This is a genomic window from Enterobacter vonholyi (assembly GCF_008364555.1).
Taxonomy (GTDB): domain Bacteria; phylum Pseudomonadota; class Gammaproteobacteria; order Enterobacterales; family Enterobacteriaceae; genus Enterobacter; species Enterobacter vonholyi.
Genome location: NZ_VTUC01000006.1, coordinates 76,173 through 92,041 on the forward strand (window position 1 = coordinate 76,173; position 15,869 = coordinate 92,041).

Here is a 15,869-nt window from a genome sequence, read left to right on the forward strand (position 1 = left end):
ACGATTTCATACAACTCTAATTAGGGTCGACAGTCATGATCCCACAGATTTCTCAGGCACCTGGCGTCGTTCAGCTGGTGCTTAATTTTTTGCAAGCACTGGAGCAACAGGGTTTTACAGGTGATACCGCCACGAACTATGCCGACAGGCTGACGATGGCGACCGATAACAGTATTTACCAGCTTCTTCCCGATGCCGTGGTTTTCCCTCGTTCAACGGCTGACGTGGCGCTGATTGCCCGGCTGGCCACACAGGAGCGCTTTGCCTCGCTGGTCTTTACGCCGCGCGGCGGCGGCACCGGGACCAACGGTCAGGCGCTGAACCAGGGCATCATTGTTGATATGTCGCGTTATATGAACCGCATCATTGAAATCAACCCGGAAGAGGGGTGGGTGCGGGTCGAAGCGGGCGTTATCAAAGATCAGCTTAACCAGTACCTCAAGCCTTACGGTTACTTTTTTGCCCCGGAGCTTTCCACCAGTAACCGCGCGACCCTCGGCGGGATGATCAACACGGATGCCTCCGGTCAGGGCTCGCTGGTCTACGGTAAAACCTCCGATCACGTGCTGGGCGTGCGTGCTGTTCTTCTGGGCGGCGATATTCTCGATACGCAGCCGATGCCGGTCGAACTCGCGGAAACCCTTGGCAAAGATAACACCGCCAGCGGACGCATCTATCGTACCGTACTGGAGCGCTGCCGCGACAACCGCCAGCTTATTCTTGATAAGTTCCCCAAACTAAACCGCTTCCTGACCGGATACGACCTGCGTCACGTCTTTAACGACGACCTGACCCAGTTCGATTTAACCCGCGTGCTGACCGGTTCCGAAGGGACGCTGGCGTTTATCACCGAGGCGCGGCTGGATATTACCCGCCTGCCGAAAGTACGTCGTCTGGTGAACGTCAAATATGACTCCTTCGACTCTGCGCTGCGCAATGCGCCGTTTATGGTGCAAGCTAAAGCGCTCTCGGTGGAGACGGTCGACTCCAAAGTGCTCAACCTGGCCCGGGAAGATATTGTCTGGCATTCCGTCAGCGATCTCATTACCGACGTGCCGGATAAAGAGATGCTCGGTCTCAACATCGTGGAATTTGCCGGCGACGACGCGGAGCTGATTGAGCGCCAGGTCACCACGCTCTGCCAGCGGCTGGATGAGCTGATTGCGCAGGGGGAAGGCGGCGTGATCGGCTGGCAGCTCTGTAACGATCTGGCCGGGATTGAGCGTATCTATGCGATGCGTAAAAAAGCCGTGGGCCTGCTCGGCAATGCGAAAGGGGCGGCGAAGCCGATTCCTTTTGCCGAAGATACCTGCGTGCCGCCTGAGCATCTGGCGGATTATATCGTCGAGTTCCGCGCCCTGCTGGACAGCCACGGCCTGAGCTATGGCATGTTCGGCCACGTCGACGCCGGGGTACTGCACGTGCGTCCGGCGCTGGATATGTGCGACCCGCAGCAGGAGATCCTGATGAAGCAGATCTCCGACGATGTGGTGGCCTTAACCGCCAAATACGGCGGCCTGCTCTGGGGGGAGCACGGGAAAGGGTTCCGCGCGGAATACAGCCCGGCATTCTTCGGCGAACAGCTCTACGCGGAGCTGCGCAAGGTGAAAGCGGCGTTTGACCCGCATAACCGCCTCAACCCGGGCAAAATCTGCCCTACTGAAGGCGTGGACGCGCCAATGCTGCAGGTGGATGCCGTCAAGCGCGGCACGTACGACAGACAGATCCCGATTGCGGTGCGCTCCTCCTGGCGCGGCGCGATGGAGTGCAACGGCAACGGACTGTGCTTTAACTTTGATGTGAAAAGCCCGATGTGCCCGTCGATGAAAATCACCAGCAACCGCATCCACTCGCCGAAAGGGCGGGCGACGCTGGTGCGGGAATGGCTGCGTCTGCTGGCCGACCGCGGGGTGGATCCGCTCAGGCTGGAGCAGCAGCTCCCGGAAAAACGGGCCAGCCTGCGCTCGCTGATTGAGCGCACCCGCAACAGCTGGCATGCGAATAAGGGCGAGTATGATTTCTCCCATGAGGTGAAAGAGGCGATGTCCGGCTGTCTGGCCTGTAAAGCCTGCTCCACCCAGTGCCCGATTAAAATCGACGTGCCGGAATTCCGCTCGCGCTTCCTGCAGCTGTATCACACCCGCTACCTCCGCCCGGTGCGCGACCATCTGGTGGCAACGGTAGAAAGCTACGCGCCGCTGATGGCGCGCGCGCCAAAGACCTTCAACTTCTTTATCAACCAGCCGCTGGTGCGCAAGCTCTCCGAAAAACATATCGGTATGATCGATCTGCCGCTGCTGTCGGTACCGTCTCTGCAGCGCCAGCTCGTCGGTCACCGCTCGGCAAATATGACCCTGGAACAGCTCGAGGCGCTCACCCCAGAGCAAAAAGCGAAGGTGGTGCTGGTGGTGCAGGATCCGTTTACCAGCTACTACGATGCGCAGGTGGTCGCGGATTTCATCCGCCTGTCGGAAAAGCTGGGGTATCAGCCGGTGGTTCTGCCGTTCTCACCCAACGGCAAGGCGCAGCACATCAAGGGCTTCCTGACGCGCTTTGCAAAGACCGCGCAGAAAACGGCTGACTTCTTAAACCGCGTGGCGCAACTCGGGATACCGATGGTCGGCGTCGATCCGGCGCTGGTGCTTTGCTATCGCGATGAATATAAGCAGACGCTCGGCGACAAGCGCGGTGATTTCAACGTGATGCTGGTGCACGAGTGGCTGCCGGTGGCGCTGGAAGATAAGGCGGTTCAGGATGTCAGCGGGGAACCATGGTATCTGTTCGGACACTGCACGGAAGTCACCGCGCTGCCGGGCGCGCCCGCGCAGTGGGCGTCCGTCTTTGCCCGCTTCGGCGCGAAGCTGGAGAGCGTCAGCGTCGGCTGCTGTGGAATGGCCGGCACCTACGGACACGAAGTGAAAAACCACGCCAACTCGCTCGGCATCTATGAGCTGTCCTGGCATCAGGCGATGCAGCGTTTACCGCGAAACCGCTGTCTGGCGACGGGCTACTCCTGTCGCAGCCAGGTGAAACGAGTAGAAGGTAACGGTGTACGTCACCCACTGCAGGCTTTACTGGAGATAATTGGATGATCTGGAAACGTGCCGTGACGCTGCAGGCGCTGAACGCCATGGGCGAGGGAAATATGGTGGGGCTGCTGGATATCCAGTTCATCCGCATTGGCGACGATGAGATTGAAGCCACCATGCCCGTCGATAGTCGCACCCATCAGCCGTTTGGTTTATTGCACGGCGGAGCGTCCGTCGTGCTGGCCGAAACGCTGGGCTCGGTGGCGGGCTATCTCTGTACCGAAGGGGAGCAGAAGGTGGTCGGACTCGAGGTGAATGCTAACCATATCCGCTCGGTGCGCAGCGGGCGCGTGCGCGGTGTATGCCGCGCGCTGCACGCCGGTAGCCGCCATCAGGTGTGGCAGATAGATATTCTCGATGAGCAGGATCGCCTGTGCTGCTCGTCGCGGCTGACCACGGCGGTTGTGTAAAGTTTTCAGATGTTTTGCCTTTGGTCAAAAACTAGCCAGATGGTTGTGATATACTGGTCAGGTTTTGTACATAAGCGAGGACATCATGGATACTGAAATAACCCCAACGCAGCTGGCAATTGAATATTTACGTCGCGATAAGAGCAACCTGTCTCCGGCGCAGTACCTGAAAAAGCTGAAACAGCTTGAGCTGGAGTTTACAGATTTGCTGGCGCTCTCTTCGAATGAACTAAAAGAAGAGATCTACTTTGCCTGGCGGTTGGGCGTTCACGTCCATTGAGCACTTAAGAATAAAAGGGCCGCGAGTGCGGCCTTTTTTGTGTCTGAAATTCAGTATCGGGGGACTCGTTGTTAAAAGACGGCTATAGTGTCCGGGTCAGCTCATTTTCCGTCCGGACCATCACATGCCGGTGAGATTAAAATCTTTCAGGCAATTTCCCCATATTGATTAGCACACCTCTTTCAACTTCGATATAACCCCCTTCTTTTAAAGCTGAAAGAATACGCATGACGCCGCTACGGGACAGGTGGGTTTTATCCCGGATATACCTTTCTGCAGTAATGTTCTGCCTGAATGATTCTTCTTCGTTTGAGAGTGCATAAAGCTGGGCGCGGACAATATTGTATGCGGAAGGTCCGGTTATATCTTCGTAGCTATGAAATAGCTTACCTGCAAGGCCCATCAGGTGATAAGCCAGCGGCTCCCATAGTCCATGATGCTTGATAATGTCATAAACAGAATCCATTTTAAGGGTTACGATCTCACAGTGATTAAAGGTTTTGATGTAACCGAACATCTGAGCGTAATGCAGATTACTGAGACCGAGCAAAGCGGGCGCCTTAACCGTTGCCATGGCTAAATCGTCGTTGTTACGGTGAATCATGACGCGACCGTTGAGGAGGATATAACAGAGGCGTTCGTCGCCAGCTACAAAATTTAATCGACGGCGGGGGAGCACTTTCTTCAGATTTGCACCCTGTTTTAGATAATCGATCAGTAGTTGTGTGGATGAAGAACAATCGAATATTAACGTCTGGGACATCTCATCAGCCATGTGCACGCCTATCCATTAAACCTGTCAATAGTGATGCGGTTCAGTATAGCGTGGATCCTGCTGAGTCTGTTTCAAGCAGCCCTGCTGCTAAGTATTTCAGCGGCACGGCGGATATGCAGGATGTCACAGCATGAAAAAACAAAGTATTTCGAAATGCTGGAGATAGTGAGAGATGCGTTAACTATTACCGGGTACGCATAGCGCACCCGGCATTTTCCTCAGACGTTCGCCGCACTCATCAACCGAGACTTCATGGACTGATATGCAGACGCTGCATAGTCCTCCGCCCAACGCTGATCCTCTATCGCCTCCAGCTGCACCGCGCAGTACTTCGTTTCCGGCGTTTTGGAGATGGGATCGAGGTTATCCTGGGTCAGCTCGTTGCAGGCGCCAATCCACCACTGATAGGTCATGTAAACGGCCCCGGGGTTGATACGCTCGCTGATGCTGGCGCGGGTAATCACTTTGCCGCGGCGTGAACGTACCCAGACCAGCTGCCCGTCAGTAATGCCCAGCTTTTCTGCATCGGCAGGGTTCATTTGCACCCGGCCCGGCTCGTCGGCCAGGCTTTGCAGCGCGGCGCAGTTCCCGGTCATGGAGCGACAGGAATAATGTCCCACCTCGCGTACCGTACACAGCACCAGCGGGAAATCTGCATCCGGGGTTTCAGCCGGCGCGCGCCACGGTGCGGCAAAGAGTTGCCCTTTACCGCTCGGGGTGTCGAACTGATTGTCTTTGTACAGGTACGGCGTGCCGGGGTGATCCAGGGTCGGGCAGGGCCACTGCACGTGGCCCATCTCGCCCATTTTTTCATACGTCACGCCGTAGAAAAGCGGGCACAGCTCGCGCATCTCATCCCAGATCTGCTGGTTGGAGTCATAACGCATCGGGTAGCCCATCTCGGTGGCGAGCAGGCTGATGATTTCCCAGTCGCGCTTCACGTTGCCGCTGGCCTCGATGGCTTTGCCAAAACGCTGGAAGCCGCGATCGGCACAGGTAAAAACGCCGCCGTGCTCACCCCAGGATGTGGCCGGTAGCAGAACGTCCGCCACTTCTGCCGTTTTGGTCATAAAGATGTCCTGAACCACAACAAAGTCGAGCGCCTCAAAACCGCTGCGAACGAGACCGAGATCGGCCTCGGTCTGAAGCGGATCTTCCCCCATGATGTAGTAGGCCTTGACCTTGCCTTCCAGCGCCAGATGGGGCACCTCGGTAATGCGCGTCCCGACCCGATCGTCCATTTTGTTGACGTCAATCCCCCAGGCATCGGCGAATTTCTGCCTGACCGCAGGATCGGTCACATCCTGATAGCCGGGGAACATATTCGGCAGAACGCCCATGTCGCAGGCGCCCTGGACGTTGTTTTGACCGCGTACCGGCCCGACGCCGACGGCAGGGCGGCCGAGGTTGCCGGTCAGCAGCGCCAGGCTGGAAAGCCCTTTGACCACATCAACGGCCTGACCAAACTGGGTCACGCCCATTCCCCACATCACGGTTGCGGAAGGGGCCGCCGCGAAGGTGCGCATCGCCTGGCGGACGTCACGGGCGGGGATGCCAGTGATATGTTCGACCTTCTCCGGCGCATAGTCTTTTACCGTTTGTCGGTAGGCCTCAAGCCCTTCCGTAAAGCGCGCCACGTAGCTTTTGTCATATAGCTCCTCTTCAAGCAACACATAGCCAAAGGCGTTAACCAGCGCCATGTTGCTGCCGTTTTTCAGCTGCAGATGTTGGTCGGCAATGCGTGCCGTTTCAATGCGCCGCGGATCGCAGACGATAATTTTTGCGCCGTTCTCACGTGCTTTCAGCACGCGGCGGGCAACGATAGGGTGGGAGTCCGCGCAGTTATAGCCAAACACCAGCAGGCATTTTGAGTTTTCAATATCATTGATTGAGTTGCTCATTGCGCCATTGCCGAGCGTTTCCTGTAAACCGGCGACGGACGGGCCATGACAGACGCGCGCACAGCAGTCCACGTTGTTGGTGTTCAGCACCGCGCGGGCAAATTTCTGCATCACGTAGTTGGTTTCATTGCCGGTGCCGCGAGAGGAACCGGTGGTCATGATCGACCTCGGCCCGTGCTGCGCTTTAATACTGCTGAGCCTGTGGGCGGTGTAGCGGATCGCCTCTTCCCAGGTAACGGGGGTGAATGCTTCGCCTTTGCGGTAGCGGATCATGGGCTGGGTGAGGCGAGGGGTGAGCAGACGGGTATCGTTGAGGAAGTCCCAGCCGTAAAAGCCTTTCAGACATAAGGTGCCCTGGTTTGTGACGCCCTCTGCCGCTTCGGCACGGATGATACGGTTATTTTCAACGACAAGGTTCAATTTACAGCCTGCACCGCAGTACGGGCAGACGCTGGCGATCTTTTTCATCAATAACAGACCTGTTAAGAAATGAAGCAAAGTTGACTGGAAAACCCAGTCCCGTATGCGGAGGTAAGCAGGAAGCGTGCCAGGTTGTCTTTGCGTGTATTACAGGGAGTTATGCGGGGAGGGCACGTGTCATCGTCAAGCTGTTCGTCAGTTTTGACGATGACACGTCAGGAGGCGCGGCGAGCTGGAACTTAGAGATCGTCCATCGTGTAACCCACCACGATTTCCAGCGTCTTGCGAATCACATCCGCCTGAACCACGTCGTGAGTGGCTTCCAGCGTCTGAATGAGCCAGAGGATGATCGCCTTATTAGACAGATGCCCCTCGGAGGCCAGAACACAGCGTACTGCAGTAGAAAAAACAGCGGACTCTTCAGCAAAACGATCGCCTGCGTGACGGAAGTATTCCGACAGCGCACTGTCTAAAAAAGCAGAGTGGTATTCGGGTTGAAGCTGAATATTTTGTCTCATTTGTTCTCACCGTAGCTGTAAAATTGCAGTCAATGTATTTTTTTGGGGTCGGACGGTTTTCCACTTCCAAATAACGGCACTACATTGTCTCTGTTATCGTTGAGAGGTCCCTCTCTTTTCGTTCGTCCTTGCGCGGTTCTGCGACGTGTAAAGGCGATGCTGTTTGAGCCAATTTCGGCAATCACCGCCTCAAGTGTCTCCCGCCGCCGGGGATCCTTTTCATGTTCTTTCATGCTCCGCAGACGCTGCATCAAGCCTTCGGTTGTCACTGGCCCCCGCTCTTTCAGAAGAGAAAGAACGGCTTCACCGATAAGCGTGTCAATCAGTCGGTCTGCGTCACTGCTATTCATAACCTTACCGTTCGAAGAGCAGACCAAGCAGCATGTGGTAATGCTCTTCCTCTTCTGGCCCATCGGCTCTTTCGAGGCGGCTGAGCAGTTTGGTACAGAGCGATTTGCGATTGAGGTTTCGCCCGTCGCTGAGGATTTCGACAACTACCTGGCCCAGCGTCTCTTGTTGAGTAGGTAGGGCGGCCTTTTCGAAGTACTGTGCGATCGCTGCTGCGGAATCTGTGGCGTAACCTTTCTGCTGCATGTTTCGCTCCTGTAAAATTTTGTAATCACTAACGTTACAATTAAGGTATACACAATTCCTAAATCTGTACATATAAAATGTACAAATTTTTAATATTTTTATGATATATTTTATAAAATCCTTTATTTTCAGTGAGTTGACTGGTTGACATGAACCGGTAATGTTACAGGATATATTGTACAAAAAGGTCTGGCACTGGTAAGTTGTACAGCGCAGAAAAATATTTCATTAACTGCCGTAAATGATTGAGATGTAAATTATTTGTCAGGCAATGAATGTGCTATAAATGATACTTATCCACCTTTTTTGTGGCCAAAACCCTAACCCCAGGAATCGCATGCTCACAACCATCATTTACCGCAGCCATATCTGCGAGGACGTTCCAGTGAAAGCGCTGGAAGCCATGGTCGCTGCAGCAAATAGTAAAAACCGGCAATCCAACGTCACGGGGATCCTGCTGTTTAACGGCACTCATTTTTTTCAGCTGCTTGAAGGGCCAGTGGAACACGTCTCTGCTATCTATGAGCAGATCTGCAACGATCCGCGCCACCATAACGTGGTCGAGTTAATGCGCGATCACGGGCCTGTCCGGCGTTTTGGCAACGTGGGTATGGAGCTTTTTGATTTGCGCCACTTCGACAGGGACGAAGTGCTGCAGCAGGTGCTCAACAGGGGGACGACACGCTATCAGCTGACGTATAACGACCGCCCGCTGCAGTTTTTCCGCACCTTTGTCGAGGCCACGGAAAAAGCGAACTATTTTGAATTGCCGCCTGCGGATTCCTGGGAGTTCGTTCGCGAGGAAACGCGTTTGTCTGCACAGCCTGAGGTGGTCGCGAAGGGGGCGGATTGCAGCTTCGCGTTCCAGCCGATAGTCGATCCGTTTATGCAGCAGGTTGTCTCCTGGGAGGCGCTTTTGCGCACCCCGTCCGGCGACTCGCCAGGGGCTTATTTCGCCAGCCTTCCGAATGAGGAAGTGTACGCGTCTGATTTGCAAAGCAAGCAGGTGGCGCTCTCCATGGCCAGCGCGCTGGGGTTACAGGACCAGACGTTATCCCTGAACCTGCTGCCTATGACGCTGGTTAACATTCCCAACGCCGTGGACTTTCTGCTCACCTCGATTGAAGCAAATGGGTTTGTACCCGAGCAAATCGTGGTTGAGTTCACCGAGAGCGAAGCCATTTCCCGTTTTGATGAATTCACGGATTCGGTCAGGCAGTTAAAAAGCGCGGGTATCAGCGTGACGATCGATCACTTTGGCGCCGGTTTTGCCGGGCTGCAGCTGCTGGCCCACTTCCAGCCTGACAGAATTAAGATTAATCGCGATCTGGTGGCGAACGTGCATAAAAGTGGCCCCCGACAGGCCATTATTCAGGCGATTATCAAATGCTGTTCCTCGCTTGAGATCCAGTTCTGCGCGGTAGGAGTAGAGAAGGCTGAAGAGTGGATGTGGCTGGAATCCGCGGGTATTTCCCAGTTCCAGGGACATCTTTTTGCCAGCCCGCGACACGGCGGTATTCCGGCTATAGCGTGGCCGGAGAAAAAATTCGAGTTCTGATAAAGCTGTACACAATCGGACAGAGTTAGCTGTACGAACGGCAAATTTTATACAACAATGTATTAACAGGTGAACGGAGGAGCAGCCCGTTCACCCGTTCAAAATGCGGTCTTAGTTATACAAATGGTGTGTACAATCTGATAAGGTTGGTGCAGTTAGGTATGGAAGTTCTGAGCGTGAGGGAGTTAATGGCCTATTACAGTATCGGCGAAGTGGCCGAACGATGCGGTATCAACCCCGTTACGCTGCGTGCCTGGCAGCGCCGTTATGGATTGTTGAAGCCGCAGCGCAGCGAAGGGGGCCATCGTCAGTTTGACGATGAAGATATCCTGCGTATTGAAGAGATCAAACGCCTGATGAAAAGCGGCGTCTCGGTCGGAAAAGTTAAAGCCTTGCTGGAAAACAAAGAAGTATTGACTCAGGGCAACTGGGTCTCGTTCCAGGAAGAGATGATGACCGTTCTGCGCTATGCCAGCCCGGCAAAGCTGCGCGCCAAAATCGGCGAATTCCGCCGCGATCACGCGATAGATGCGTTGATTGACAATATTCTCTCTCCCGTCCGGCAGCGCATGAATCAGGATCAAAACACCGTGCGTCACATGGCGAGCCTGTTTGACGGCGTCCTGATCGAATTCGCGATAGCAAGCCTGGCGGAATCCCGCAAAAAAGCCGGTAAAGACGCGCTTCTTATTGGCTGGGAATGCGATGACCGCACTCACCTGTGGCTGGAAGCCGCGCGCTTATCGCAGAAGGGCTGGCACATAGACGTCCTGGCGGAACCTATTGATTCGCCGCGCCCTGAACTCTTCCCGGGACAAAAAATCTTCGTCTGGACGGGGAAATCCCCAACGCCTCGCCAGCAGGAACAGCTCGACCACTGGCGTGAACAGGGGTTTGCTGTCTCATTTCATCACTAATTGTCTGAGGCCTTAAGGGCCTTTTTTTGTTTTTGTCATTTTCTGAGCAAAAGCTATCTCAAAAATAGGCATTTCCGATGCATATTTTACTTTTCTCCTCTGCGTTATAAACGTTGCGACGAAATGCATTATTAATCAATGCATTGAACAAATACATCCATCCTGACTGCATCCTCTCACAGGGTCTATGCTTAATAAAAGTAGGCAAAAAGGGCGGTTTAGCCGAATGCCCCTGCTGACAGAGGGTTGAAGTGATAATCGTTATCACTAACATGGTGTTATGCCCTGATGGCTTATCCGATGAGGTGGACCTATGGAACTGCATTCAGAAACCTTTAATCCTGCCGATTTCGCCTGGCGCGGTTTAACGCTCACGCCGGCGGCGGCGGCACATATTCACGAGCTGGTGGCGAAAAAGCCCGAGATCCTCGGCGTGCGTTTAGGTGTCAAACAGACAGGTTGCGCAGGTTTCGGCTATGTGCTCGATACCGTCACCGAACCCGAAAAAGATGACCTGGTGTTCGAGACTGACGGTGCGAAATTGTACGTTGCGCTGCAGGCTATGCCGTTTATTGACGGCACCGAGGTGGACTACGTCCGCGAAGGCTTAAACCAGTTATTCAAATTTCATAACCCGAAAGCCCAGAACGAATGCGGCTGCGGCGAAAGCTTTGGGGTATAGGCGGTACTATGTCTCGTAATACTGAAGCAACGAGTGAAGTAAATACCTGGAGCGGTGGGCACCTCAACTATAAAGAGGGGTTCTTCACCCAGCTGCAGACCGATGAGCTGGCAAAAGGCATTAACGAAGATGTCGTGCGGGCGATCTCGGCGAAACGTAACGAGCCCGAGTGGATGCTGGAGTTTCGTCTGAGCGCATTCCGCGCCTGGCTGGAGATGGAAGAGCCGCACTGGCTGAAAGCGCATTATGACAAGCTGAACTATCAGGACTATAGCTACTACTCCGCGCCCTCATGCGGTAGCTGCGATGACACCTGCGCCTCACAGCCCGGCGCGGTGCAGCAAACCGGCGCGGAAAACAGCTTCCTCAGCAAAGAGGTTGAAGAAGCCTTTAACCAGCTGGGCGTGCCCGTGCGTGAGGGGAAAGAGGTAGCGGTGGACGCCATTTTCGACTCCGTCTCGGTGGCGACCACCTACCGCGAGAAGCTGGCAGAGCAGGGGATCATTTTCTGCTCCTTTGGCGAAGCGATTCACGATCATCCGGAACTGGTGAAAAAGTACATCGGGACCGTGGTGCCCTCTAACGACAACTTCTTTGCGGCGCTCAACGCGGCGGTAGCCTCGGACGGCACCTTTATTTACGTGCCGAAAGGCGTGCGCTGTCCGATGGAGCTCTCGACCTATTTCCGCATCAATGCCGAAAAAACCGGTCAGTTCGAACGTACGATTCTGGTCGCGGATGAAGGCAGCTACGTCAGCTACATCGAAGGATGCTCGGCCCCGGTCCGCGACAGCTATCAGCTGCACGCGGCGGTGGTGGAGGTCATTATCCATAAAGACGCCGAGGTGAAATACTCGACGGTGCAAAACTGGTTCCCGGGCGACGGCAATACCGGCGGCATCCTGAACTTCGTAACCAAGCGTGCGCTGTGCGAAGGCGAAAACAGCAAGATGTCGTGGACCCAGTCCGAAACCGGCTCGGCCATCACCTGGAAATACCCGAGCTGTATCCTGCGCGGCGATAACTCCATAGGCGAGTTTTACTCGGTGGCGCTCACCAGCGGCCATCAGCAGGCGGATACCGGCACCAAGATGATTCACATTGGTAAAAACACCAGGTCAACCATCATCTCGAAAGGGATCTCTGCCGGGCACAGCCAGAACAGCTATCGCGGGCTGGTGAAAATCATGCCGACGGCCACCAATGCACGAAACTTTACCCAGTGTGACTCGATGCTGATTGGCGCAGACTGCGGGGCGCATACCTTCCCGTACGTTGAGTGCCGCAACAATACGGCCCAGCTTGAGCACGAGGCGACGACGTCACGGATTGGGGAAGATCAGCTCTTCTATTGCCTGCAGCGCGGGATCAGCGAAGAAGACGCCATCTCGATGATCGTTAACGGCTTCTGTAAGGACGTGTTCTCTGAACTGCCGCTGGAATTTGCCGTTGAAGCCCAGAAACTCCTCGCCATTAGTCTTGAACACAGCGTCGGTTAAGGAAAGCACATGTTAAGCATTAAAGATTTACAGGTCAGCGTAGAAGACAAAGCCATCCTGCGTGGCCTCAATTTTGACGTCAAGCCGGGCGAAGTCCACGCCATCATGGGGCCGAACGGTTCCGGGAAAAGTACGCTTTCTGCCACGCTGGCCGGACGCGAAGATTATGAAGTGACCCACGGCTCGGTCGAGTTTAACGGCAAGAATCTGCTGGAGATGTCGCCGGAAGATCGTGCGGGAGAGGGCATTTTTATGGCCTTCCAGTACCCGGTCGAAATTCCGGGCGTCAGTAATCAGTTCTTCCTGCAAACTGCGCTCAACGCGGTGCGCAAATACCGTGGCCTGGAGGCGCTGGACCGCTTCGACTTCCAGGACCTGATGGAAGAGAAGATCAAGCTGCTGAAAATGCCGGAAGATCTGCTGACCCGCTCGGTGAACGTCGGTTTTTCCGGCGGCGAGAAAAAGCGTAACGACATTCTGCAGATGGCGGTGCTGGAGCCCGAGCTGTGCATTCTGGATGAGACCGACTCCGGTCTGGACATCGACGCCCTGAAGATTGTCGCTGACGGAGTGAACTCCCTGCGCGACGGCAAGCGTTCATTCATCATCGTCACCCACTATCAGCGCATTCTGGACTACATCAAGCCGGATTACGTTCACGTGCTTTATCAGGGGCGTATTGTCAAATCCGGTGATTTCACGCTGGTTAAACAACTGGAGGAGCAGGGCTATGGCTGGCTTACAGAACAGCAGTAATGCGCTCCAGCAGTGGCACCGGCTGTTTGAAGCCCAGGGCGGCACGCGCTCGGCGCAGGCGCAGCAGCATCTGCAGCAGATGCTGCGTCTTGGTCTGCCGACGCGTAAGCATGAGAACTGGAAATATACCCCGCTCGATGGCCTGCTGAACGCCGAGTTTGTGACCCGTCTGGCGGATCTGACTCCTGAGCAGCGTGACGCGCTGGCAGTGCACGTGGATGCCGTGCGCCTGGTGTTTGTCGACGGTCAGTTCCGTCCGGAGCTGAGCGACGCTCTTCAGGCGAGCGGATTTGAGATTGAGATAAACGACGATCGCCAGCCCCTGAGCGCCCCGGTTCAGCCTGAGGTTTTCCTGCACCTGACCGAGAGCCTGGCCCGCAGCGTGACGCACATCCACGTGAAGCGTAACCAGCGTCCGGCTAAGCCGCTGCTGCTGATGCACATAACTCAGGGTCTGGACGGCGACGAAATCAATACCGCGCACTATCGTCACCATCTTGAGCTGGCGGAGGGCGCCGAGGCCACGATCATCGAACATTACGTCAGCCTCAATGAGACGCGTCACTTTACCGGGTCGCGTCTGACGATGAACGTGGCGGCCAATGCCCAGCTACACCATATCAAGCTGGCGTTTGAGAATGCGCAGAGCCACCACTTTGCCCATAACGACATTGTCCTGGGCCAGGATGCGGCGGCGTACAGCCATAGCTTCCTGCTCGGCGGGTCGGTGCTGCGCCACAACACCAGCACGCAGCTTAACGGTGAAAACACCACGCTGCGCATCAACAGCCTGGCGATGCCGGTTAAATCTGAGGTGTGCGACACGCGCACGTGGCTGGAGCACAACAAAGGCTACTGCAACAGCCGCCAGCTGCACAAAACCATCGTGAGTGATAAAGGGCGAGCGGTGTTTAACGGTCTGATTAACGTGGCGCAGCACGCCATTAAAACCGACGGGCAGATGACCAACAACAATCTGCTGTTGGGCCGACTGGCGGAGGTGGACACCAAACCGCAGCTGGAGATCTACGCCGACGACGTGAAGTGCAGCCACGGTGCGACGGTCGGGCGAATCGACGACGAGCAGATGTTCTACCTGCGTTCTCGCGGCATCGACCAGCAGGCGGCGCAGAAAATGATTATCTATGCGTTTGCCGCCGAACTGACGGAAGCGCTGCACGATGGTCAGTTAAAACAGCAGGTGCTGGCGCGTATCGGTCAGCGTCTGCCTGGAGGCGAAGCATGAGTTTTCCCGTAGAGAAAGTACGGGCAGATTTCCCGGTTCTGACCCGTGAAGTGAACGGTCTTCCTCTGGCCTATCTGGACAGCGCGGCCAGCGCGCAGAAGCCGAATCAGGTGGTGGATGCCGAAGCCGAGTTTTATCGCCATGGCTATGCCGCCGTGCATCGAGGTATTCATACCCTGAGCGCCGAGGCGACCCAGCGGATGGAAAACGTGCGCACGCAGCTTGCTGCTTTTCTTAACGCCCGCTCGCCGGAAGAGCTGGTCTTCGTGCGCGGAACCACCGAAGGGATCAACCTTGTCGCTAACAGCTGGGGTAACGCGCAGGTCCACGCGGGGGATAACATCATCATCACCCAGATGGAGCATCACGCCAATATCGTGCCGTGGCAGATGCTCTGCGAGCGCGTTGGTGCGCAATTGCGGGTCATTCCGCTCAACGTTGACGGGACGCTTCAGCTTGAGCAGCTTGACGTCTTGCTGGATGACCGCACGCGGCTGGTGGCGGTTACCCAGGTTTCCAACGTGCTGGGGACTGAAAACCCGGTGGCAGCGATTGTGGAAAAAGCCCATCAGGCGGGCGCAAAGGTCCTGATTGACGGCGCTCAGGCGGTGATGCACCACGCGGTTGACGTTCAGGCGCTGGACTGTGATTTCTACGTCTTTTCAGGCCACAAGCTCTATGGGCCGACCGGGATAGGCGTGCTGTATGTAAAAGAAGACATTCTGCAGGCGATGCCGCCGTGGGAAGGGGGCGGGTCGATGATCGCCACCGTCAGCCTGACGGAAGGCACGACCTACGCGCGCGCGCCGTGGCGTTTTGAAGCGGGCACGCCCAACACCGGTGGGATTATCGGCCTGGGGGCGGCGGTCTCTTACGTCTCTGCCATCGGTCTTGATCCCATTCAGGAGTATGAACGGCTGCTGATGCACTATGCGCTTGCGGAGCTTGCCAGCGTGCCGGATTTGACCCTCTACGGGCCTGCCGATCGTCAGGGGGTGATCGCGTTCAATCTCGGGAAACACCACGCCTATGACGTGGGCAGTTTCCTTGATAACTACGGCGTGGCTGTCCGCACCGGGCACCACTGCGCCATGCCGCTGATGGCGTTTTACCAGGTGCCGGCAATGTGCCGCGCGTCGCTTGTGATGTACAACACGACGGAAGAGGTCGACAGGCTGGTGGCGGGGCTTAAGCGCATTCACCAGCTGCTGGGCTAACGGAGAG

Annotated in this window: 15 protein-coding genes; 10 read left to right on the plus strand and 5 right to left on the minus strand. The window is 55.7% G+C overall.

Annotated elements, in window-relative coordinates; translation table 11 throughout:
• Positions 1 to 35: 35 nt before the first annotated feature.
• From ydiJ to F0319_RS09095, 3 genes are all read left to right on the plus strand, one after another.
• Positions 36 to 3,092, plus strand: coding sequence for a D-2-hydroxyglutarate dehydrogenase YdiJ (gene ydiJ / locus F0319_RS09085; protein ID WP_149366731.1), 3,057 nt, complete (start codon positions 36 to 38; stop codon positions 3,090 to 3,092).
• On the plus strand, positions 3,089 to 3,499 hold the full coding sequence (menI, locus tag F0319_RS09090) for a 1,4-dihydroxy-2-naphthoyl-CoA hydrolase (RefSeq protein ID WP_023311321.1): 411 nt from the start codon (positions 3,089 to 3,091) through the stop codon (positions 3,497 to 3,499). The genes ydiJ and menI overlap by 4 nt, the downstream gene beginning before the upstream one ends.
• An 85-nt stretch (positions 3,500 to 3,584) precedes the next feature.
• Positions 3,585 to 3,779: a YdiH family protein gene (locus tag F0319_RS09095; protein ID WP_003857766.1), complete on the plus strand. Its 195-nt coding sequence runs from the start codon at positions 3,585 to 3,587 to the stop codon at positions 3,777 to 3,779.
• Between the two features lie 136 nt (positions 3,780 to 3,915).
• Here the strand turns inward: F0319_RS09095 and F0319_RS09100 are convergent, their stop codons facing one another.
• The 5 genes from F0319_RS09100 to ycgZ all read right to left on the minus strand — a co-directional run bounded on the left by F0319_RS09100 (position 3,916) and on the right by ycgZ (position 7,987).
• On the minus strand, positions 3,916 to 4,554 hold the full coding sequence (locus tag F0319_RS09100; RefSeq protein WP_149366732.1) for a winged helix-turn-helix transcriptional regulator: 639 nt from the start codon (positions 4,552 to 4,554) through the stop codon (positions 3,916 to 3,918).
• 218 nt (positions 4,555 to 4,772) lie between these two features.
• Complete coding sequence (fdhF, locus tag F0319_RS09105) at positions 4,773 to 6,923, minus strand: formate dehydrogenase subunit alpha (protein ID WP_149366733.1); 2,151 nt, start codon at positions 6,921 to 6,923, stop codon at positions 4,773 to 4,775.
• A 191-nt stretch (positions 6,924 to 7,114) separates the two neighbouring features.
• Positions 7,115 to 7,393, minus strand: coding sequence for a biofilm/acid-resistance regulator YmgB/AriR (locus F0319_RS09110; RefSeq protein WP_023311323.1), 279 nt, complete (start codon positions 7,391 to 7,393; stop codon positions 7,115 to 7,117).
• A gap of 29 nt (positions 7,394 to 7,422) precedes the next feature.
• Positions 7,423 to 7,743, minus strand: coding sequence for a hypothetical protein (locus tag F0319_RS09115; protein ID WP_111965630.1), 321 nt, complete (start codon positions 7,741 to 7,743; stop codon positions 7,423 to 7,425).
• A gap of 4 nt (positions 7,744 to 7,747) precedes the next feature.
• On the minus strand, positions 7,748 to 7,987 hold the full coding sequence (gene ycgZ, locus F0319_RS09120) for a regulatory protein YcgZ (protein ID WP_029739771.1): 240 nt from the start codon (positions 7,985 to 7,987) through the stop codon (positions 7,748 to 7,750).
• A 337-nt stretch (positions 7,988 to 8,324) separates the two neighbouring features.
• On the opposite strand from ycgZ, the gene F0319_RS09125 reads away from it, so the two are divergent.
• The 7 genes from F0319_RS09125 to sufS all read left to right on the plus strand — a co-directional run bounded on the left by F0319_RS09125 (position 8,325) and on the right by sufS (position 15,862).
• Complete coding sequence (locus tag F0319_RS09125) at positions 8,325 to 9,545, plus strand: diguanylate phosphodiesterase (protein ID WP_149366734.1); 1,221 nt, start codon at positions 8,325 to 8,327, stop codon at positions 9,543 to 9,545.
• Between the two features lie 188 nt (positions 9,546 to 9,733).
• A complete protein-coding gene (locus F0319_RS09130) occupies positions 9,734 to 10,462 on the plus strand; it encodes a MerR family transcriptional regulator (protein WP_127730503.1) in 729 nt (242 codons plus the stop codon).
• A gap of 313 nt (positions 10,463 to 10,775) precedes the next feature.
• Positions 10,776 to 11,144, plus strand: coding sequence for a Fe-S cluster assembly scaffold SufA (gene sufA / locus F0319_RS09140; RefSeq protein WP_008500631.1), 369 nt, complete (start codon positions 10,776 to 10,778; stop codon positions 11,142 to 11,144).
• An 8-nt stretch (positions 11,145 to 11,152) separates the two neighbouring features.
• Positions 11,153 to 12,643 (plus strand): Fe-S cluster assembly protein SufB, encoded by a 1,491-nt coding sequence (sufB, locus tag F0319_RS09145; protein ID WP_111965634.1) that lies wholly within the window; start codon positions 11,153 to 11,155, stop codon positions 12,641 to 12,643.
• A gap of 9 nt (positions 12,644 to 12,652) precedes the next feature.
• Complete coding sequence (sufC, locus tag F0319_RS09150) at positions 12,653 to 13,399, plus strand: Fe-S cluster assembly ATPase SufC (RefSeq protein ID WP_029739774.1); 747 nt, start codon at positions 12,653 to 12,655, stop codon at positions 13,397 to 13,399.
• Positions 13,374 to 14,645, plus strand: a complete 1,272-nt coding sequence (gene sufD / locus F0319_RS09155) for a Fe-S cluster assembly protein SufD (protein ID WP_149366735.1) — start codon at positions 13,374 to 13,376, stop codon at positions 14,643 to 14,645. Before sufC ends, sufD begins: the two co-directional genes overlap by 26 nt.
• Entirely contained in the window at positions 14,642 to 15,862 is a 1,221-nt protein-coding gene (gene sufS / locus F0319_RS09160) for a cysteine desulfurase SufS (RefSeq protein ID WP_149366736.1), read from the plus strand. Before sufD ends, sufS begins: the two co-directional genes overlap by 4 nt.
• The last annotated feature ends 7 nt before the right edge of the window (positions 15,863 to 15,869 follow it).

Excerpts from the sequence above, each read along its gene's own strand:
- menI (WP_023311321.1), top strand. The coding sequence starts at position 3,089 with ATGATCTGGAAACGTGCCGTGACGCTGCAGGCGCTGAACGCCATGGGC.
- F0319_RS09125 (WP_149366734.1), top strand. The coding sequence starts at position 8,325 with ATGCTCACAACCATCATTTACCGCAGCCATATCTGCGAGGACGTTCCA.
- sufA (WP_008500631.1), top strand. The coding sequence starts at position 10,776 with ATGGAACTGCATTCAGAAACCTTTAATCCTGCCGATTTCGCCTGGCGC.
- ycgZ (WP_029739771.1), bottom strand. The coding sequence starts at position 7,987 with ATGCAGCAGAAAGGTTACGCCACAGATTCCGCAGCAGCGATCGCACAG.
- sufB (WP_111965634.1), top strand. The coding sequence starts at position 11,153 with ATGTCTCGTAATACTGAAGCAACGAGTGAAGTAAATACCTGGAGCGGT.
- F0319_RS09130 (WP_127730503.1), top strand. The coding sequence starts at position 9,734 with ATGGCCTATTACAGTATCGGCGAAGTGGCCGAACGATGCGGTATCAAC.
- sufC (WP_029739774.1), top strand. The coding sequence starts at position 12,653 with ATGTTAAGCATTAAAGATTTACAGGTCAGCGTAGAAGACAAAGCCATC.
- F0319_RS09095 (WP_003857766.1), top strand. The coding sequence starts at position 3,585 with ATGGATACTGAAATAACCCCAACGCAGCTGGCAATTGAATATTTACGT.
- sufD (WP_149366735.1), top strand. The coding sequence starts at position 13,374 with ATGGCTGGCTTACAGAACAGCAGTAATGCGCTCCAGCAGTGGCACCGG.
- F0319_RS09115 (WP_111965630.1), bottom strand. The coding sequence starts at position 7,743 with ATGAATAGCAGTGACGCAGACCGACTGATTGACACGCTTATCGGTGAA.
- ydiJ (WP_149366731.1), top strand. The coding sequence starts at position 36 with ATGATCCCACAGATTTCTCAGGCACCTGGCGTCGTTCAGCTGGTGCTT.
- sufS (WP_149366736.1), top strand. The coding sequence starts at position 14,642 with ATGAGTTTTCCCGTAGAGAAAGTACGGGCAGATTTCCCGGTTCTGACC.
- F0319_RS09100 (WP_149366732.1), bottom strand. The coding sequence starts at position 4,554 with ATGGCTGATGAGATGTCCCAGACGTTAATATTCGATTGTTCTTCATCC.
- F0319_RS09110 (WP_023311323.1), bottom strand. The coding sequence starts at position 7,393 with ATGAGACAAAATATTCAGCTTCAACCCGAATACCACTCTGCTTTTTTA.
- fdhF (WP_149366733.1), bottom strand. The coding sequence starts at position 6,923 with ATGAAAAAGATCGCCAGCGTCTGCCCGTACTGCGGTGCAGGCTGTAAA.